The 16,667-nt window shown below is 61.4% G+C and carries 19 protein-coding genes; 6 read left to right on the forward strand and 13 right to left on the reverse strand.

What is annotated here, in order from left to right; all coding sequences use genetic code 11:
• Positions 1–10: 10 nt before the first annotated feature.
• On the reverse strand, positions 11–265 hold the full coding sequence (grxC, locus tag HF682_RS07440) for a glutaredoxin 3 (RefSeq protein ID WP_168876555.1): 255 nt from the start codon (positions 263–265) through the stop codon (positions 11–13).
• A gap of 243 nt (positions 266–508) precedes the next feature.
• On the opposite strand from grxC, the gene gpmI reads away from it, so the two are divergent.
• From gpmI to HF682_RS07470, 6 genes are all read left to right on the forward strand, one after another.
• Positions 509–2,053, forward strand: coding sequence for a 2,3-bisphosphoglycerate-independent phosphoglycerate mutase (gene gpmI / locus HF682_RS07445; protein WP_168876556.1), 1,545 nt, complete (start codon positions 509–511; stop codon positions 2,051–2,053).
• The gene (locus HF682_RS07450) at positions 2,044–3,396 is read left to right on the forward strand and encodes a murein hydrolase activator EnvC family protein (protein ID WP_168876557.1); all 1,353 of its coding nucleotides are present in this window, start codon (positions 2,044–2,046) and stop codon (positions 3,394–3,396) included. Before gpmI ends, HF682_RS07450 begins: the two co-directional genes overlap by 10 nt.
• Positions 3,397–3,522: 126 nt before the next feature.
• Positions 3,523–4,926 (forward strand): S41 family peptidase, encoded by a 1,404-nt coding sequence (locus tag HF682_RS07455; protein ID WP_205881928.1) that lies wholly within the window; start codon positions 3,523–3,525, stop codon positions 4,924–4,926.
• A 94-nt stretch (positions 4,927–5,020) separates the two neighbouring features.
• Positions 5,021–5,794, forward strand: a complete 774-nt coding sequence (locus HF682_RS07460; RefSeq protein ID WP_168876558.1) for a type IV pili methyl-accepting chemotaxis transducer N-terminal domain-containing protein — start codon at positions 5,021–5,023, stop codon at positions 5,792–5,794.
• Positions 5,795–5,857: 63 nt separating this feature from the next.
• The gene (gene ampD / locus HF682_RS07465) at positions 5,858–6,412 is read left to right on the forward strand and encodes a 1,6-anhydro-N-acetylmuramyl-L-alanine amidase AmpD (RefSeq protein WP_205881929.1); all 555 of its coding nucleotides are present in this window, start codon (positions 5,858–5,860) and stop codon (positions 6,410–6,412) included.
• Positions 6,409–7,203, forward strand: coding sequence for a tRNA threonylcarbamoyladenosine dehydratase (locus tag HF682_RS07470; protein WP_168876559.1), 795 nt, complete (start codon positions 6,409–6,411; stop codon positions 7,201–7,203). The genes ampD and HF682_RS07470 overlap by 4 nt, the downstream gene beginning before the upstream one ends.
• Before the next feature lie 147 nt (positions 7,204–7,350).
• Here the strand turns inward: HF682_RS07470 and queC are convergent, their stop codons facing one another.
• The 12 genes from queC to queA form a co-directional block, all read right to left on the reverse strand.
• On the reverse strand, positions 7,351–8,046 hold the full coding sequence (gene queC / locus HF682_RS07475) for a 7-cyano-7-deazaguanine synthase QueC (protein ID WP_168876560.1): 696 nt from the start codon (positions 8,044–8,046) through the stop codon (positions 7,351–7,353).
• 27 nt (positions 8,047–8,073) lie between these two features.
• Positions 8,074–8,724, reverse strand: coding sequence for a 7-carboxy-7-deazaguanine synthase QueE (queE, locus tag HF682_RS07480; protein ID WP_168876561.1), 651 nt, complete (start codon positions 8,722–8,724; stop codon positions 8,074–8,076).
• 150 nt (positions 8,725–8,874) lie between these two features.
• Positions 8,875–9,669, reverse strand: coding sequence for a tol-pal system protein YbgF (ybgF, locus tag HF682_RS07485; RefSeq protein ID WP_168876562.1), 795 nt, complete (start codon positions 9,667–9,669; stop codon positions 8,875–8,877).
• A 3-nt stretch (positions 9,670–9,672) separates the two neighbouring features.
• On the reverse strand, positions 9,673–10,203 hold the full coding sequence (gene pal / locus HF682_RS07490; RefSeq protein ID WP_205881930.1) for a peptidoglycan-associated lipoprotein Pal: 531 nt from the start codon (positions 10,201–10,203) through the stop codon (positions 9,673–9,675).
• A gap of 54 nt (positions 10,204–10,257) precedes the next feature.
• Entirely contained in the window at positions 10,258–11,541 is a 1,284-nt protein-coding gene (tolB, locus tag HF682_RS07495; protein WP_205881931.1) for a Tol-Pal system beta propeller repeat protein TolB, read from the reverse strand.
• Positions 11,542–11,569: 28 nt separating this feature from the next.
• A complete protein-coding gene (locus HF682_RS07500; protein ID WP_168876563.1) occupies positions 11,570–12,364 on the reverse strand; it encodes a TonB C-terminal domain-containing protein in 795 nt (264 codons plus the stop codon).
• Complete coding sequence (locus tag HF682_RS07505) at positions 12,361–12,804, reverse strand: biopolymer transporter ExbD (RefSeq protein WP_168876564.1); 444 nt, start codon at positions 12,802–12,804, stop codon at positions 12,361–12,363. The genes HF682_RS07500 and HF682_RS07505 overlap by 4 nt, the downstream gene beginning before the upstream one ends.
• A complete protein-coding gene (tolQ, locus tag HF682_RS07510; RefSeq protein WP_168876565.1) occupies positions 12,804–13,484 on the reverse strand; it encodes a protein TolQ in 681 nt (226 codons plus the stop codon). The genes HF682_RS07505 and tolQ overlap by 1 nt, the downstream gene beginning before the upstream one ends.
• Complete coding sequence (gene ybgC, locus HF682_RS07515; protein ID WP_168876566.1) at positions 13,481–13,909, reverse strand: tol-pal system-associated acyl-CoA thioesterase; 429 nt, start codon at positions 13,907–13,909, stop codon at positions 13,481–13,483. Before ybgC ends, tolQ begins: the two co-directional genes overlap by 4 nt.
• 85 nt (positions 13,910–13,994) lie before the next feature.
• Positions 13,995–14,522 (reverse strand): DUF2569 domain-containing protein, encoded by a 528-nt coding sequence (locus HF682_RS07520; RefSeq protein WP_168876567.1) that lies wholly within the window; start codon positions 14,520–14,522, stop codon positions 13,995–13,997.
• Between the two features lie 6 nt (positions 14,523–14,528).
• Positions 14,529–15,566, reverse strand: coding sequence for a Holliday junction branch migration DNA helicase RuvB (gene ruvB, locus HF682_RS07525; protein WP_168876568.1), 1,038 nt, complete (start codon positions 15,564–15,566; stop codon positions 14,529–14,531).
• 30 nt (positions 15,567–15,596) lie between these two features.
• Entirely contained in the window at positions 15,597–16,631 is a 1,035-nt protein-coding gene (gene queA, locus HF682_RS07530) for a tRNA preQ1(34) S-adenosylmethionine ribosyltransferase-isomerase QueA (protein WP_168876569.1), read from the reverse strand.
• Between the last annotated feature and the right edge of the window lie 36 nt (positions 16,632–16,667).

The raw sequence follows: 16,667 nt of genomic DNA on the forward strand, positions 1-16,667 counted from the left end.
TGCCAGCCGCCTATTTTAACAGCGGATCCAGTTTACCGGCACGGTCCAGTGCCGACAAATCGTCAAAACCACCGACATGCTGCTCGCCAATATAGATTTGCGGCACCGTACGGCGGCCTGTACGTGCCATCATCGCCTCGCGCACCTGCGGGTCCTGGTCGACACGGATTTCTTCAATGGCCGTAACACCCTTGCTGGCCAGCAGCCGCTTGGCCATCTGGCAGTAGGGGCACACAGCGGTGGTATACATGGTAACGGCAGCCATATGACAACTTTCTTGCAAAACAGTGAATGATGAGATGCTGCCACAGCAGCGGCCCGAGCTCCAGCATGACATGCATGGAGAGGGCCTATTACATCCCGGCTACGAATTAGATAAAAACTATCATAAATAAGCTCCACCCGCCAGTAAAACTATGAAGCCATGCGCAAATGGCGTAAAATCAACCTTCTAGTCTGCCACCTTCGCCGCGCCACGGCGTTCGCACCCGCTTGCCAGGAGAGCCTGATGTCTGCCCTTACCCCTGTTGCCCTGTTGATTCTGGATGGCTTTGGTTATCGCACCGAGGGGGAGGACAATGCCATCCTGCACGCCAACAAACCTCACTGGGACCGCCTGTGGGCGCAATATCCGCACAGCACGCTGGATGCCTCCGAACATGCGGTGGGCCTGCCCAATGGCCAGTTTGGCAATTCGGAAGTGGGGCATCTGAACATCGGCGCCGGTCGCATTGTGCGGCAGGACATTACCCGCATCGACGTCGACATCGAAGCGGGTACACTGGGACAGAACCCGGCTCTGGCCGAGGCCATTCAGCTCGCTGCACGTCAGCAAAGCACGCTGCACCTGATGGGCCTGGCTTCCGACGGTGGCGTGCACAGCCATGAAGCCCATCTGTTTGCCCTGATCGACGCGGCCCATCAGGCTGGCGTCAACCGGATTGCCATCCATGCCTTTCTGGATGGTCGGGATACCCCTCCGCGCAGCGCGGAAACTTATCTGGCACGGCTGGAAGATGCGTGCAGCCGTACGGCAGGCCATGCCCGCATTGCCTCAGTGGTGGGGCGCTACTATGCGATGGATCGCGACCAGCGCTGGGACCGGGTGGAAGCGGCTTACCGCATGCTGACCGAAGGTGTGGCCCCGTTCGAAGCCAGCAATGCCCAGGCCGCACTGGCTGCCGCTTACGCCCGCAATGAAAACGACGAGTTCGTGCAAGCCACCGTGATCCGGGACGGCAATGGCAAGGCCAGTGTGATGCGTGATGGCGACGTGGTGATTTTTGCCAACTTCCGCGCCGACCGCGCCCGCCAGCTGACCATGGCCCTGCACTGGCCCGATTTCAATGGTTTTGCCCGCAAGGTCTGGCCCCAACTGGCCCGCTACACCAGCATGACTCGCTATGGTGAGGCTTTCAGCAACCCCTGCGCCTACCCGCCAGTGCGGCTGAGCAACACGCTGGGTGAGTACCTGTCCTCGCTGGGGCTGCGCCAGCTGCGCATCGCGGAAACCGAAAAGTACCCGCATGTGACCTATTTCTTCTCCGGTGGTGAAGAAACCCCGTTTGCGGGCGAAGACCGGGTGCTGGTGCCCTCCCCCAAGGTTGCCACCTACGACCTGCAGCCGGAAATGAGTGCTCCGGAAGTAACCGCCCGCATTGAAGAAGCGATTGCCAGCGGGCAATATCACGCCATCATCGTGAACTATGCCAATGGAGACATGGTCGGACACACAGGTAACTTTGCCGCCGCCGTCAAGGCCGTGGAGGCCCTCGACGATTGCGTGGCCCGTGTGGTGGCCGCCATGCAGCAAGCCGGTGGCGAAGTCCTGATTACCGCTGACCATGGCAATTGTGAAGACATGTTTGACGAAGCCAGCCATCAACAACACACCCAGCACACCCTGAACAAGGTGCCCCTGCTCTACATCGGCCGCCCAGCTGAGGTACGTGAAGGCGGGGCCTTGCAGGATATCGCGCCGACCCTGCTGCACATGATGGGGGTGGCGGTACCGGCTGAGATGACCGGGAAAAGCCTGCTCACATGGTGTTGAAACGGGCACTGACCACCCTGCTGTGTGTGGCCGCCCTGGGCAGCATGGCGGCGCCAGTAGCGCCATCGCGCAATGTCAAAGGCCAGCTGAACGATACCCAGGGCGAGCTGGACGCGCTGCATCAGAAAATTGAGGCCTTGCAGCGTAGCGTCAGCGCCTCGGAACAATCCCGCAAGGACGCCAGCGACGCGCTGCAACAGTCGGAACAGGCCATCAGCCAGACCAATCGCACCCTGGCCGACCTGCAAGATGAGCAGGATCAGCTGGAGGATCAGCTGAAACAGCTGGGACAGCAACAGCAGCAATTGAGCAAGCGGGTGCAGCAACAAAAGCAGGCGCTGGCTCAGAAGCTGCGTGCGCAATACCGCCACAGCAACAGTGACACCCTGCAGTTGCTGCTCAATGCCGACGACCCCAATACTGCCAGCCGCGATCTGGCCTACCTGCGCTATATCGCCAAGGCGCATCAACAGCAGATCAGCAAACTGAAAGCCGATCTGCAGACCCTGGCTGCCACCCGCAGCCAGATCGAGCAAAATCAGCAACGCCTGCAAGCCATTGCCAGCCAGCGCATCCAGGAAAAGCAAGCGCTGGAAAACCAGCGCACTCAGCGCAAACATGTGCTGAACCAGCTCGACAATCAGTTGCTGGCCCAACGTCAGCAAATGGAGAAATGGCAGCGCGATGAAAACCGCTTGGGCAATCTGGTGGAACAGCTCAACCGCATCGTTGCCGAGCAGGAGCGGCAGCGCCAGGCCCGCCTGAAGGCCGAAGCCGAAGCGGCCCAGCGTGCGCGGCTGCTGGCACAGCAAAAGGCAAACCGGGGCAAGCCCGCTACCAACGGTAAACCGGCCCCGGTCAAACCCGGCAAACCGGAAACATCAACCCCGGTGGAGACGAACAACAACCGGGTTACCCTGCCGGTGGACAGCGCCCAGGTCAGCGGTAATGCGCAGAATCTGAAGGGGCGCTTGCTCACACCCGTCTCGGGCAGCCCGTCAAACCGCTTTGGTGCACCCCGGGCCGACAGTGGTGTCGCCTGGCGCGGCTGGTTTTATCCGGCGGCCGAAGGCAGCGATATCCGCAGCGTGGCTGCTGGTCAGGTGGTCTACGCCGACTGGCTGCGCGGCTTTGGCAATATGGTGATTGTGGATCATGGTGGCGGACTGATGAGCATTTATGGCTCCACTGAGTCGGTGCTGCGCCGGGTTGGCGACCGGGTCGATGCCGGGCAGGTGATTGCCCGCACCGGCAATTCGGGTGGCAGCGACAAGAGTGGCCTGTATTTTGAGCTGCGCTTCCGGGGCAAAGCTTTCGACCCGAGTGGCTGGTTACGCGGCTAAGATTGCGTCATACTGAACAACTGGTTCCAGCCGTACGGCAGGTACGGCCTGATTGTGTCAGCATACACAGCGCGGATACCCGGTGGTATCCAACATCAGGCGCACAGCGCCACAGGAATTGCGGGCATGCCCAAACAAACCATCAAGAAACTCAGTCTGGTCCTCTTGGGGGCCGGTATTGGCATTACAGCCAGCGTCAGCCTCCACCTCTACGCCGACAAGGCGGCCACCCCGCCTGCCAAACCGGGCAATGTACTGCCGGTGGCCGAGCTGCAGGAATTCGTTCAGGTCTATAGCCGGATCAAGGATGTCTACGTTGAGCCGGTAGAAGACAAGAAGCTGATCCGCGAGGCCATCAACGGCATGCTGACCGGGCTGGACCCGCACTCGACCTATCTGGACGAAACCGGCTTCAAGGAACTGACCGAGGACACCAAGGGTGAATTCGGCGGCCTCGGGCTGGAGGTCGGGATGGAAGACGGGCTGGTCCGCGTGACCTCCCCGATCGACGATACGCCTGCCGCCCGCGCTGGCATCAAGGCGGGGGATTTCATCGTCAAGATCGACGATACCCCGGTCAAGGGCCTGACGCTGGACGACGCAGTCAAGCGCATGCGCGGCAAGCCGGATACCAGCATCACGCTGACCATCTTCCGCAAGACCGAGACCAAGCCACTGGTGCTGACGCTCAAGCGCGCCGTGATCAAGGTGGCCAGCGTCAAATCCCGCCTGCTGGAAGCGGGCTACGGCTATGTGCGCCTGACCCAGTTCAAGGAGCGCAGCACCGAAGACGTCGCCAAGGCCATCGACAGCCTGTACAAGGAAAACAAGGCACCGCTGAAAGGCCTGGTGCTGGACCTGCGCAATGATCCGGGTGGCCTGCTGACCAGCGCCGTCGGCGTGTCGGCGCTGTTCCTGCCGGAGAAGGCACTGGTGGTGTACACCGATGGTCGCGCGCAGGATTCCAAGTTCAAGTACTACGCCAGCCGTGAGTTCTACGCACCGCGCGCCACGCTGGCCAGCGGTGACCCGGTCAAGCTGGCACCGAAGGAAGTCAAGGACGTTCCGCTGGTGGTGCTGGTCAACGGCGGCACCGCTTCAGCCTCCGAAATCGTGTCGGGTGCACTGCAGGATCACAAGCGTGCGGTTGTCGTCGGCACCCAGACCTTCGGTAAAGGCTCGGTGCAGACCGTGCTGCAGCTGAGCCCGACCACCGCCATCAAGCTGACCACCGCGCGTTACTTCACGCCGAATGGCCGTTCGATCCAGGCCCAGGGCATCAAGCCGGATGTCGAGGCAGAAGAGGCCACGGTCAGCAGTGCGGAAAACAATGCCTTGCGCATTCGTGAAGCCGATCTGGAGCACCATCTGGATAACCCGAATGGCGCACCCGCCGACCCTGCAACCAAGCCGGTCGACCCCGCTGAAGCGAGCAAGGCAAAAGATGCTGCACAGGAAACCCGCAAGGACTACCAGCTGACGCAAGCCTTGAACGTGCTGAAGGTACAGCAGATTCTGCTGAAAAAATAAGCAGATATCACAGCAATATGCCGCCGGGTTACACGCGCGTGTAACCCGGCGCGTGCATACTGCGGTGCATCATTTGATTGCACCGGAGTAAGCCATGCCCCGCCTCGCCTTGTACCGTCCCTTTTCCCTGCTGATGGCGCTGGTGTTGACCATCGTCGCCAGCGTACATGCCGAAGCCACCCTGCAAGCCGGTACCAGTGACCTCAACAAAGCCGGGCAGTTGCGCATGCTGTCGCAGCGTGTCGCTAAGCTGGCCCTGCAGCAGCGCCTCAATATCCTGCCGGACCGCACCCGACAGGAAATGGCACAGAGCATCAGCCAGTTCGACAGCCTGCTGGCCGACCTGAACCGCCTGAATACCCTGCCCCGCCTGGTACGTCCGCTCGCCGGAGTCAGCCGCCGCTGGAGCGAGCTGAAACCGCAGCTTGGTCTGGCCGACCCGGATACCCTGCACGTGTTCAGCGAAGACCTGACGCTGGCCATCTCGCAAATCACCAATATCCTGGAAGACGAAACCGGCACCCAGAGTGGCCGCCTGGTCGATCTGGCGCAGCGCCAGACCATGCTGTCGCAACGCATGGCCAAGCTCTACCTGCTGAACCAGCTGGGGCGCAATACATCGGTGGACTTGCAGATCACCCGCTCAGAATTTCTCACCGCCTTGAACGAACTCAACGGCGCGCAGCAAAATACCCAGCGCATCCGCGGCCAGCTGGAACTGGCCAAGGGGCAATGGTTCTTCTACGAGAAGGCCATTGCCGTGCCGCGCAGCACGGATCTCTCCCGGCTGGAAAACGTTGCCACCACGTCCGAGCGCATCAGCCAGGTGATGCTGGAAATCGTTGGCGATTACCGCAAGCTGTACTAAGCCCCACATCCGTACCGACCGGCAGCGTTCCCCCGCTGCCGGTTTGGCGTTATCATCGCGGGCATGACCGCGCTGTTCGATTCTGAGGGCTGGTACCGGCCCGCCACACACCATCCGTCGCCCAATTGCAATGATCGTCCGGATGGCGAACTGCCATCGCTGATTGTGTTGCACAACATCAGCTTGCCGCCCAACCAGTATGGTGGCCCGGGCATCCTGCAGCTGTTCAGTAACCAGCTGAACCCGGATGAGCACCCCTACTACGCCACCATCCATACCCTGCGGGTGTCCGCGCATTTCCTGATCCGCCGTGATGGTCAACTGCTGCAATTCGTGCCGGTCCTCAAACGCGCCTGGCATGCCGGTGCCTCCCTCTGGCGAGGGCGGGAACAATGCAATGATTTTTCAGTGGGCATTGAGCTGGAAGGCTGCGATACCGAAGCCTTTACTTCGCAGCAATACCAGCAGTTGAACAACCTGCTGGCGGCCCTGCAACAGCAATGGCCCAGCCTGCAGGCCGTGACCGGCCATAGCGACATCGCGCCAGGCCGCAAAACCGACCCCGGCCCCTGCTTCGACTGGCAGCAACTGAACATGCCGCATCAGGCCGCACAATGAGCAGCGTAGACACCCTGGATCATGACCCGCATCAGCTGGCGCGCCGCTTTGGCGGGGTCGGTCGGCTCTATGGGCAGGCCGCACAGCAGGCCTTTGCCAGCGCCCACATTGCCATCATCGGTATTGGCGGGGTGGGCAGCTGGGTGGCGGAAGCACTGGCGCGCAGCGGCGTCGGCCAGCTGACGCTGATCGACCTTGATAACGTGGCCGTCTCCAACACCAACCGGCAGGTTCACGCGCTGGAGGGTAGCTTCGGCCAAGCCAAGGTGGATGCCATGGCGGCACGCATTCAGGCCATTCACCCGGCTTGCCGGGTGCATACGGTGGAAGATTTCTTGAGTCCGGACAATCTGGCCGCGCTGCTGCTGGATGGGCCCGGTGGCCGCCCCCAGCTGGTGATCGACGCCATGGACCAGGTACGCACCAAGGCGGCGCTGGTGGCCTGGTGCCGACAGCAGCGCTTGCCCTTGCTGGTATCAGGCGGTGCCGGTGGGAAACAGGATCCGGCACTGATCACCCACGGTGATCTGGCCGACACCCGGCAAGACCCGCTACTGGCCAAACTGCGCACCCTGCTGCGGCGCGAGCATGGCTTTGCCAAAGGCGGCGCTGGCCGCATGGGGGTAATGTGTGTCTACTCCACCGAACCGCTGCAACAGGCTGTCGAGTGTGAGGTGGATGGGAGCGCCGGGCTCAATTGTGCAGGCTATGGTTCCGCTGTGGTGGTAACGGCCACCGTTGGCCTGCGGCTGGCCGCGCTGGCCCTGCAACGCCTGCAGGGCAAACGCTAAGAACCTGTCCATGGTCTGCATGCAGGACAGCGATGCGGCGTTGAAAATCACTTCGGAATGCTCATTTACACCCAGTAAACGCCGCATCCTCAGTCGTTTTCGCCTTGCCTCGCCCTCGCTCGCGAGAGCATAGACAAGTTCTAAGACTCAGCTTGCTGCCGGGGTCACCCCAGCCTGATAGCGGGTGGGGTCGGCCACACCAGCCGCCACAAAGCCCGCATGGCGGATACGGCAGCTGTCGCACACACCGCAAGCTGCGCCCGCCGTATCTGCCTGATAGCACGATACGGTGAGGCTGTAATCCACCCCCAGCGCCACACCTTGCCGGATGATGTCGGATTTCGGCAGGTCAATCAGCGGGGTCAGCAGCTGGAGGCGCTCACCTTCCACCCCGGTCTTGGTCGCCAGATTGGCCATCGTCTCATAGGCGGCGATGTATTCCGGACGACAATCCGGGTAGCCGGAGTAGTCCACCGCATTGACCCCGATACCGATGGCCCCGGCGTGCAGCACTTCCGCCCATGCCAGCGCCACCGACAGCAACACGGTATTGCGTGCCGGTACATAGGTCACCGGAATGCCGCTGCTGCCCTCGGTCGGCACGGCGATGCTGGTGTCGGTCAAGGCCGAACCGCCGAACAGCGAGAGGTCCAGCTTGACGACCCGGTGATCCGCCGCACCCAGTGCGCGCGCCACCTTGGCCGCCGCGTCCAGCTCGGCACGGTGACGCTGGCCGTAATCAAAACTGAGTGCATACACCTCAAAGCCTTGCGCCTTGACCATTGCCAGCACTGTGGCGGAATCCAGCCCGCCCGACAATAACACCACCGCTTTACGGTTCATCCTGCTTCCTTTCCAGACGAGACGCACTCAAACGCCCGGCTTCTCGCCCCATAAAATCTTGTGCAATTGCACCTGCATGCGTACCGGCAAGCCATCGCGCACAATCCAGCCTGCCAGGTCGGTGGGCGACACGCCCTGCCAGACCGGCGAGAACAGCACCGGGCAACGCCCAGCCAGCTGATGCTGCTCCACCTGCTGCCGCGCCCACTGGTAGTCAGCTTCGCTGGTCAGCACAAATTTCAGTTCATCCTGCGCTGTCAGCAGGGGCAGGTTATCCCAGCAGTTTTTGTCCACTTCGCCGGAGCCTGGCGTTTTCAGGTCGACAATGCGCGACACGCGCGGGTCGACCTCACCAATCGGCATGGCGCCACTGGTTTCCAGCGACACCGAGTAACCAGCATCACACAGTGCGGTGAGCAACGGCAGGCAGTTGCGCTGCGCCAGCGGCTCACCGCCCGTCACACACACGGTACGGGTCGGGTGTTTGGCTACCTCGTCCAGAATACGGTCAAAATGCCAGGTTTCGCCACCGTAGAAGGCGTACTCGCTGTCGCAATAGCCGCAACGCAATGGACAGCCCGTCAAACGGATAAAGACCGTGGGCAGGCCTACCCGGCTGGATTCCCCTTGCAGGGAAAAGAAAATTTCGGTCAGCCGTACGGAATCCGGACGCGCCATAGTGCACCTCTTGCCACGGCGGCATCCCCTTGCCACTCGCAGCCCCAAAAGACAACGGCAGACCACCTCGTGGTCTGCCGGGGATACAAATTATCGCAAAAACAGGCGCTTGGGAAAAGCCCCACCTGCCAGGCGGACTCAGTCTGGCCCTTACTTCAGACTGGCCAGCCGTTTCTTGCCCTGCTCGGCTGCACTGCTGAGCGGATACTTGGCCACCAGGGTTTCCAGCGTACGCCGTGCCGCTGCCGTATCCCCCATCTCCTGCTGGGCGGTGGCCATGTTCAGCATGGCATCCGGCACCTTGCCACTGTCAGGCCAGGTGCTGATCAGCTTTTGCTGCTCGGCCACCGCACGCTTGTAATCACGCTGCGCCGAGTAGGCATTGCCAATCCAGTACTGTGCATTGGGGGCCAACTTGCTGCCGGGATAGTTCTTCAGGAATGCGGAAAACAGACTGATCGAACCCGGATAATCCCCGACACGGAATTTGGCAAAACCCGCATCATAGGCTGCATTTTCCTGAGCAGGGTCCGCACTCACCGTCACCGGTTGCGGCGCTGTCGTTGCCGCGGGCGTGGTGGCAACGGGGGCAACCCCGCCCTGCTCCAGCTTGCGCAAGCGGGTATCGGTATCCAGATACAGGTCCTTCTGCCGCTTTTCACCCTCCGCCAGCAGATGGGCTTGCTCTTCCAGCTTGCCGTTCAGCTTGGCCACTTCGCTGTTCAGCTGTTCAATGCGGGCTGCCAGCTCCAGCAGCTTCTGGTTATTCAGCAAGCTCTCCAGCTTGGCGACGCGGTCGCTCAACTGCTGGATCACCACCTTCTGTTCGGCAATCTGCTTGCGGGCCTCATCATCGTCAAACAGACCCGCCTGGCCAGGCAATGCCCATGCCAGCAGCAACAGGCCCGGCAGCACACGCCGGGCATAGCTTGGCCATGCAATCATGGTTTACTGTCCTTGGTAGACGAAGTCTGCACGGCGATTCTGGCCGTAGCATTCTTCGGTTTTTTCTTCACAACGCGGCTTTTCTTCACCCAGGCTGACGGCCTCAACGCGGCTGCCATCTGCGCCCAACAGTTCCAGCGCTTCCTTCACCGCATTGGCCCGCTTCTGCCCCAATGACAGGTTGTACTCACGGCTACCACGCTCATCGGCATTGCCTTGCACCAGTAGCTTGAGCACGCCATTTTTCTTCAGAAAGGCGGCATGTGCCTCGATCAGCGCCTTGAATTCGTCCTTGACCGAATACTGGTCATAGTCGAAGAACACGCTGCCAGCGGGTGCACCCATCTTGTCACCGTTCTGGTTGTCCAGGTTCACCTGGGCCATCTTGCCGTCGTCCACTTTTCCGGTGGTATTCGAAGTGTTGCCATTGCGGTTTTCCACCGGCGCACCGCCATTGGATGGTGCATTGCTGCTGGAACACGCCACCAGCATACTGGCCAGCAAGACACTGCCTGCGAATTTCATGATCTGCATTACGTTGCTCCTGTCAGTTCGGGCAAGCTGCTGCCCGGGGTCTGGGCGTCATCCTTAGCGGATGTACGGCCCCCATGCCGGTTCACGTACATCCCCAGCCAGTTCGGTCAACTTCATTTTGACGCGGCCATCAATCGACACCGCCGCCAGTACACCTCGCCCCCCCTGCTGGGTGGCGTAAAGAATCATCTTGCTATTGGGCGCAAAGGTGGGCGATTCATCATGCCCGGTATCGCTCAGCAGCAGGGTCTGCCGTGTGGCCAGATCCATCAGTGCCACGCGGAACCGCCCCCCGCTGTTCTGGATAAAGGTCATGCTCTTGCCGTCCGGGCTGATGTCGGGCGATACATTGTAGCCCCCTTCAAACGTCACCCGCCCTACCCCACTACCATCCGCCGCCATGCGGTAAATCTGCGGGCTACCGCCCCGGTCGGAGGTGAAATAGATGCTGCCATCTGGCGCATAGGTCGGCTCAGTATCAATGCCGTTGCTGCGGCTTAATCGGCGCGCCTCACCGCCCTGCACCGGCACACTGTAGACCTGCGACAAGCCGGACTGGGTCAAAACCACCGCCAGCGTGCTGCCATCCGGCGACCACGCCGGGGCGCTGTTGCTGCCCTTGAAGTTGGCCACCGCCGTCTGATTACCGGTGGAGAGGGATTGCACATATACCACCGGTTTCTTGGCCTGGAAGGATACATAGGCAATGCGGCTGCCATCCGCAGACCAGCTGGGCGAAATGATCGGTTCACTGCTGGACACCACCGATTGCGGGTTGTAGCCATCAGCATCCGCCACCTGCAGGTGATAACGCTTGCCTTGGCGCAGCACGTAGGCAATACGGGTGGAGAATACGCCGCGGTCGCCGGTCAGCTTTTCGTAGATATTGTCTGCGATGCGATGCGCCATATTGCGCAGCCGGTTACTGCCCTGGCTCAGCGCCAGGCCCGACAGCTGCTCGCGGCGCGCCACATCCACCAGCCGGTACTTGATGGTGACGCTGCCATTGGCCTGCGGTTCAACCACCCCGATCGCCAGCGCCTGCACCCCCAGACGGGACAGCTCATCGAACGACACCTGGCCCAGCTCGGTCGGCGGTACTGCCGGGTTGTAATCCACGATCTTGAACAGGCCACTGCGCTGCAGATCGGCCTTGATCACCGGGGTGACCAGCTGTACATAGGTCGATTCCTGCGCGAACGGCGCGATGGCAACCGGAATCTGGCTGGCGCCCCCACCCACCACTTCAAAATCCAGCGCCTGGGCCGTGTTGAATGACAACAGCAGCCCCAGCCCCATCAAACCAGCGTGCGCCCAACGGGCAAGGGTACGAATCATGTGCGCCTTTCCTGTGTGCTCGCCCGTTCTACTCAGGCCAGCGGAAGGTGATGGTCTGGGTTTTGCCAATCAGCTCGTTACGCAAGCTGTCTGGCGGCGCCTCAAACCGGTTTTGCAATTTTAGGGCGGTTTCCACCGCCTTGTCATACTCGTCGTTACCGCTCGACTGTACCAACCGAATCGCTACCACATCCAGACTCGGCAGCAACCGGAATTCAAAGCGTGCCGCCAGCTTGGGCCAGTCATCTTTGCGCACGATGCGCTGTTTGATCAACTGTTCCATCCGCCCAAGGTAAGCATCGCGGTCACGCTTCAGACCCGCGGCTTGCGCTGCGGCTTGATCGGCCTGCGCTTTGGCGTCCGCTTGCGCCTTGGCCCGCTCCTTCGCCTCGGCTTCAGCCTGCCGTTGCGCCTCGTCCACCATCTGCTGATGCTGACGATCCGGTTTCTGTGGTTTCTCCGGCTTGGGCTGTGCCGGTTTCTCCACGGGCTTCTCCACCGGCTTGCGCGGTTTGGGCTCGCTGGCCGCCTGCTCCGGTTTGGGCAGGTTCACCTGCGCTCGCGGTTTCGGAGTGGGCGTCTGTGCCTGCGGCTCCGGCGCCTCCACCGGTTTGGGTTCAGGCTTGGGGGTCGGTTTGACCTCCGCCGGCACCGGCTTGCTGCTCGGCGGAGGGGGCGGCGGTAAACCACGCCACAACTGCGCTTCCACCACCTTGGGCGGCGGTGACTTCCAGTCCACCCCCAGCCACAGCACCACCAGCAGTACGGCGTGCACCAGCACGGCCAGCAACAGCCCGCTAGGACGCAGCCCGGCCTGACTCATTGGCTGGCCTTGTTCTGTACCAGCAAGCCGACCTGATCGATCCCGGCCCCTTGCAGCACGTCCATCACCTGCACCACCGATTCATAGCGCACTTCACGATCCGCACTGATCACCACCGCAAAGCGGGCGCTGTCCGCCGGGTTGGCATCGTGCATGGCCACCACGCGCTCAACCAGGTCCCCCAGCCGAAAAGTTTCTTCTGGCTGGCCGGGTGCCCGCAAGCGGTACTGCACATCCTCACCTTCTGCGATCACCTGCACTTGCACTGGCTGTGTTGCCATGGCGCTGGCGTGACTGACCGAGGGCAACTTGACCTGCCCGGTCTGCATCATCGGTGCCGCCACCATGAACACGATCAGCAGCACTAGCACCACGTCGATAAACGGGACGACGTTGATTTCGCTCTTCAGCGCCCGCCGCTGACGACGACGCATCGCCATCAGCGGGTCGCCTGCCGTTGCAGGATGTTGGAAAACTCCTCCATGAAGCTTTCCAGCTTGATCGACAGGCGATCAATATCGTGCAGGTAACGGTTGTAAGCCACCACCGCTGGGATGGCGGCGAACAGGCCAATCGCGGTGGCAATCAGCGCTTCGGCAATGCCGGGCGCGACTTGCGCCAGGGTGGCTTGCCCGACGTTGGCGAGCCCACGGAAGGCATTCATGATCCCCCACACGGTACCAAACAGACCGATATAGGGTGATACCGAGCCGGTGGTGGCCAGAAAGGCGAGGTGTGACTCCAGCCGGTCGATCTCGCGCTGGTATTCGGCACGCATGGCCCGCTGCACGCTGTCCATCATGTCACGCGGGTCCAGGCCATTGCCCGGCTTCTTCAGCTTGAGGAACTCACGGAAGCCGGCCACGAAGATGCGCTCCATGCCCTGGCTTTCTTCATGCGGACTGATCTGCTGATGCAACTGGTTGAGGTCTTGTCCGCTCCAGAAATTGCGCTCGAACACATCGCTGTGCCGCACCGCCTGCCGGATGGCCACCCACTTGGAGAAAATATAAGACCAGGACAACAGTGACATCAGCAGCAACACCACCATCACCAGCTGCACCACCAGGCTGGCTTCCGTCACCAGGTGGACAAAGGACAGATCGCTGGCGGCGTTCATGCTGGAATCTCCAGTGCGTGCCGGATATCGGCGGGTAACTCGACAGACTTGCCGGCCTTGATGTCGACACAGACCACATTGACCTGACCATGCACCAGCACGGTGTCACCCCGCATCACATACTGCGACACATGCACCCGGCTACGGCCAAACTCGGTCACTTCGGCGGTAATGGTGATCAAATCGTCGAGCAAGGCGGGGGCCAAGTAATCCAGCTTGACCGAGCGCACCAGAAAGCCGATCCCCAGCGTGCGCGCCAGTTTGACCGATTCGAAACCCACGCTGCGCAACCATTCGGCACGCGCCCGCTCCATGAACGCCAGATAGTTGGCGTGGTAGACAATACCTGCAGCATCGGTATCGGCATAGTACACACGGGCTTCCATGCGGAAGGCACCCGAATTGGGTTTAAGGTCGTGACTCATCAATCCGTTCAATCAGTCCATGGTATAAAAATGGCAAACCCCTTGGAGCAGGCCTGCCGCTGATTCGTTCCCCACCTGGTCAGCCTCACAGGACAAAGGTGTGCTCGACTCGCTCAGAACGCAGTACGTAATTGCCCCAGATCAAGCCGTAAACCAGAGATTGCCAGACCAGTTTCAAACTCTCGCCTTGATCATCGAGCAGCTCAGCGGGCAGCAGGGCCTGCCCCAGGAAATGATCCATGGTGTAGAAGCAGAATGATACCGTCAGCAAAATCAGTAACACCCGCTTGAACCGGGCACGCCGCTTGAAAAAAAGTAATGTTGCCCACAGGGTCAGCGACCAGATCAGTAGGTTGATCAGCAATTCAGTCACAATCAGCGCACGTAGCCCCGTCGCATTCGGCAACGCTCCGAGTCGCTCCCAGCCACCCTCTTGCATCACGAAGGGGGAGAACAGGCCCCATATCCCAAAGGGCAACACTGCCGCGCGAACAATCAAACCGAACCCCAGCAGATATAGCCAGCCGCCAATGCGCCATGGTCCATCGTCTGGCAGCGTTACATCTGCAACCGAAGCACTGGGTGCCTGATAAGGGTTGTGTGATTCACTCATGCCCGTTTATTCCCCTTGTGTGGAAGGCTGCGGCAAACCAAAGTGCTGGTAAGCCAGCCCGGTAGCCAATCGCCCGCGCGGTGTGCGCTGCAAATAGCCTTGCTGGATCAGGTAGGGCTCCAGCACATCCTCGATGGTGTCGCGCGCCTCGCCGATGGCTGCCGCCAGGTTATCCACCCCGACCGGCCCACCGCCAAATTTCTCCAGTACCGCGCCCAGCAGCTTGCGGTCCATCACATCCAGCCCCGCCGCATCCACGTCCAGCATCCGCAGCGCATCGTCCGCCACCTCGCGGCTGACCACACCATCAGCCCGCACTTCGGCATAATCACGCACCCGGCGCAGCAGGCGGTTGGCAATCCGCGGTGTCCCGCGCGAGCGGCGGGCGATTTCCAGCGCGCCTTCGTCCACCATCTGCATATTGAGCAAACCCGCCGAGCGGGTAACGATGCGCTGCAGCTCGGCCGGGGTATAAAACTCCAGCCGAGCAACGATACCAAAGCGGTCACGCAAGGGGTTGGTCAGCATGCCCGCACGGGTGGTGGCGCCCACCAGGGTAAACGGCGGCAGGTCGAGCTTGACCGAGCGCGCAGCCGGGCCTTCCCCGATCATGATGTCGATCTGGAAATCCTCCAGCGCCGGGTAGAGGATTTCCTCCACCACCGGGCTCAGACGATGGATTTCGTCGATGAACAGCACATCGTTCGGTTCCAGATTGGTCAGCAAAGCCGCCAGATCCCCCGCCCGCTCCAGCACCGGGCCACTGGTCTGTCGCAGGCTGACGCCCATTTCGCGTGCAATGATATGCGCCAGCGTCGTCTTGCCCAGCCCCGGCGGGCCGAACAGCAGCACATGATCCAGCGCTTCGCTGCGCTTGCGAGCAGCCTCGATGAATATCGACAGCTGCCCGCGCGCCTTTTCCTGCCCGACGTATTCGTCCAGCAGCTTGGGGCGCAGCGCCCGCTCCAGCGCCTCTTCCTGCGCGCTGCCACGGGCAGGTGAAATCAGGCGGTCATCTGGCGCAAACGAGTCGGTTTCAATCATGGCAAGTACCGGGCAAACAATCGCAACATCTTACCACGCTGTGACAGTGTCATCCCGGCTGAGCAGCATGGCATCCCCATAGCTGAAAAAGCGGTAGCGCTCGGTGATGGCGTGCTGATACAAGGCGCGCATGCGTTCATAGCCGGTAAAAGCCGACACCAGCATCAGCAGGGTGGATTTGGGTAAATGAAAGTTGGTCAACAACAGGTCAACCAGCTGGAAGCGGTAACCCGGCGTGATAAACAGGTCCGTTTCTTGCCACCCCGCCGCCAGCGTACCGCAGCGCGCCGCCGACTCCAGCGCGCGTAACGAAGTGGTGCCCACCGCAATCACTCGCCCGCCCTTGGCACGGGTGGCCTCAATGGCAGTCACGGTTGCTGCCGGGATGTCGTAGCGCTCACTGTGCATCTGGTGCTCGGACAAATCCTCCACCCGCACCGGCTGGAAGGTGCCAGCGCCCACATGCAGGGTAACAAAGGCTTGCCCTACGCCCATGGCCGCAAGCTCCGCCAGCAAGGCGTCCGTGAAATGCAGCCCGGCCGTGGGTGCGGCGACGGCACCATCTTGCCGGGCATAGACTGTCTGGTAGCGCTGCTCGTCATCGTCGGTCGGGGTATGCACGATATACGGCGGCAGCGGCAAGCGGCCACTTTGCGCCAACACCGCCAGCGCCGGCTCTTCTTCAAAGCGCAAATGAAAGAATTCGCCCTGGCGCCCCAGCACAGTCGCCGTCCAGCGGTCTGCCAGGATCAACTGGCTGTCGACAGGTGGCGACTTGCTGGCCCGCACATGCGCCAGCACCTCATACTCGGACAGCACCCGCTCGACCAGCACCTCTACTTTGCCGCCCGAGCGCTTGCGCCCAAACAGGCGCGCCTTGAGTACGCGGGTATCGTTGAATACCAGCAAGTCGTTCGGCCGCAACAACTGCGGCAAGGCCTGTACCGTGCGATCGTGCACAAGCTCGCCACTGGCATCCAGCAAGCGGCTCTGCCCCCGCACCACTGGCGGGAACTGGGCAATCAGTTCTTCGGGCAGCTGATAATCAAAATCGGACAAGCGCATACGGTTTCAGACCACAGGGGAAACTCACGAACCGCC

The sequence above is a fragment of the Leeia aquatica genome, assembly GCF_012641365.1.
GTDB lineage: Bacteria > Pseudomonadota > Gammaproteobacteria > Burkholderiales > Leeiaceae > Leeia > Leeia aquatica.

Coding starts and splice junctions, on each gene's coding strand:
- queC (WP_168876560.1), bottom strand. CDS start 8,046: ATGAACCGTAAAGCGGTGGTGTTATTGTCGGGCGGGCTGGATTCCGCC.
- ampD (WP_205881929.1), top strand. CDS start 5,858: ATGACCGCGCTGTTCGATTCTGAGGGCTGGTACCGGCCCGCCACACAC.
- HF682_RS07520 (WP_168876567.1), bottom strand. CDS start 14,522: ATGAGTGAATCACACAACCCTTATCAGGCACCCAGTGCTTCGGTTGCA.
- queE (WP_168876561.1), bottom strand. CDS start 8,724: ATGGCGCGTCCGGATTCCGTACGGCTGACCGAAATTTTCTTTTCCCTG.
- HF682_RS07455 (WP_205881928.1), top strand. CDS start 3,523: ATGCCCAAACAAACCATCAAGAAACTCAGTCTGGTCCTCTTGGGGGCC.
- tolQ (WP_168876565.1), bottom strand. CDS start 13,484: ATGAACGCCGCCAGCGATCTGTCCTTTGTCCACCTGGTGACGGAAGCC.
- grxC (WP_168876555.1), bottom strand. CDS start 265: ATGGCTGCCGTTACCATGTATACCACCGCTGTGTGCCCCTACTGCCAG.
- gpmI (WP_168876556.1), top strand. CDS start 509: ATGTCTGCCCTTACCCCTGTTGCCCTGTTGATTCTGGATGGCTTTGGT.
- pal (WP_205881930.1), bottom strand. CDS start 10,203: ATGCAGATCATGAAATTCGCAGGCAGTGTCTTGCTGGCCAGTATGCTG.
- HF682_RS07505 (WP_168876564.1), bottom strand. CDS start 12,804: ATGGCGATGCGTCGTCGTCAGCGGCGGGCGCTGAAGAGCGAAATCAAC.
- ybgF (WP_168876562.1), bottom strand. CDS start 9,669: ATGATTGCATGGCCAAGCTATGCCCGGCGTGTGCTGCCGGGCCTGTTG.
- HF682_RS07470 (WP_168876559.1), top strand. CDS start 6,409: ATGAGCAGCGTAGACACCCTGGATCATGACCCGCATCAGCTGGCGCGC.
- HF682_RS07450 (WP_168876557.1), top strand. CDS start 2,044: ATGGTGTTGAAACGGGCACTGACCACCCTGCTGTGTGTGGCCGCCCTG.
- tolB (WP_205881931.1), bottom strand. CDS start 11,541: ATGATTCGTACCCTTGCCCGTTGGGCGCACGCTGGTTTGATGGGGCTG.
- queA (WP_168876569.1), bottom strand. CDS start 16,631: ATGCGCTTGTCCGATTTTGATTATCAGCTGCCCGAAGAACTGATTGCC.
- HF682_RS07500 (WP_168876563.1), bottom strand. CDS start 12,364: ATGAGTCAGGCCGGGCTGCGTCCTAGCGGGCTGTTGCTGGCCGTGCTG.
- HF682_RS07460 (WP_168876558.1), top strand. CDS start 5,021: ATGCCCCGCCTCGCCTTGTACCGTCCCTTTTCCCTGCTGATGGCGCTG.
- ybgC (WP_168876566.1), bottom strand. CDS start 13,909: ATGAGTCACGACCTTAAACCCAATTCGGGTGCCTTCCGCATGGAAGCC.
- ruvB (WP_168876568.1), bottom strand. CDS start 15,566: ATGATTGAAACCGACTCGTTTGCGCCAGATGACCGCCTGATTTCACCT.